1 protein-coding gene is annotated in these 1043 nt (G+C 66.9%); it reads left to right on the top strand.

Annotated features, from left to right (window positions below):
* On the top strand, positions 1-1043 hold a 1043-nt coding region (locus ACSFA3_RS25885), incomplete at both ends, for a 2-oxoacid:acceptor oxidoreductase family protein (RefSeq protein ID WP_435508171.1).

Below are 1043 nucleotides of genomic sequence, written 5' to 3'. Positions count from 1 at the left end.
ATGGCGTCATCAGCGTGGATGCCATTGCGCGGCAGGTCGAATCGGAAGGAGTGCGGCAGGTTGTCGTCGTCAGCGATGAAATCGGCAAGTACGACGACATCAAGGACCGCTTTCCGAAAGGCACCGAGTTCCACGACCGAGCCGCGCTCGACGACGTGCAACGCCGCTTGCGCGAGATGCCGGGCGTGACGGTGCTCATCTACGAACAGACCTGCGCGGCTGAGAAGCGCCGCCGCCGAAAGAAGGGCGAGCTGGCCGACCCGCCCAAGCGTCTGTTCATCAATGAGGCCGTGTGCGAAGGCTGCGGCGACTGCACCGTGCAGAGCAACTGCGTGGCCGTGCTGCCGCACGAAACGCCGATGGGCCGCAAGCGCAAGATCGACCAGACCAGCTGCAACAAGGATTACTCCTGCGCCAAGGGCTTCTGCCCCAGCTTCGTGGGCGTGACGGGCGGCAAGCTGCGCCGCAAGAGCGGCGCGCTGGCGGCCGGGCGCGATGCCTTCCTGCATCGGGTGGCCGCATTGCCGCATCCGGCGGAGCATGCGTGGACCGGCCCCTACGATCTGCTAGTGACCGGCGTGGGCGGCACCGGCGTGGTGACGGTCGGCGCGGTGATCGCGATGGCCGCGCACCTGGAAGCCAAGGCCGCGAGCGTGCTCGACTTCATGGGCTTCGCGCAGAAGGGCGGCTCGGTGCTGAGCTTCGTGCGGCTGGCCGATTCACGCGAGCGGCTGCATCAGGTGCGCATCGACACGCAACAAGCCGATGCGATCCTGGCCTGCGACGTGGTCGTAGGCGCGTCGGCAGATGCGCTGCAGACCGTGCGGCATGGGCGCACGCGCGTGCTGGCCAACATCCACGAGATTCCGGTGGCCGAGTCGCTGCGCAACCCGGATGCGGATCTGCATGTGGACCTGCTGCTGGAGAAGATGCGCTTCGTCGCTGGCGAGGAGCAGGTCGAGACCTTCGATGCGCAAAGCCTGGCGGAAGAATTCCTGGGCGATACGCTGGCGGCGAACATCGTCGCGGCCGGCTATGCGTGG

The sequence above is a fragment of the Variovorax glucosi genome, assembly GCF_051216695.1.
Taxonomy (GTDB): Bacteria; Pseudomonadota; Gammaproteobacteria; order Burkholderiales; family Burkholderiaceae_C; genus Variovorax.
This window is presented reverse-complemented; position numbering and strand designations above follow the sequence as displayed.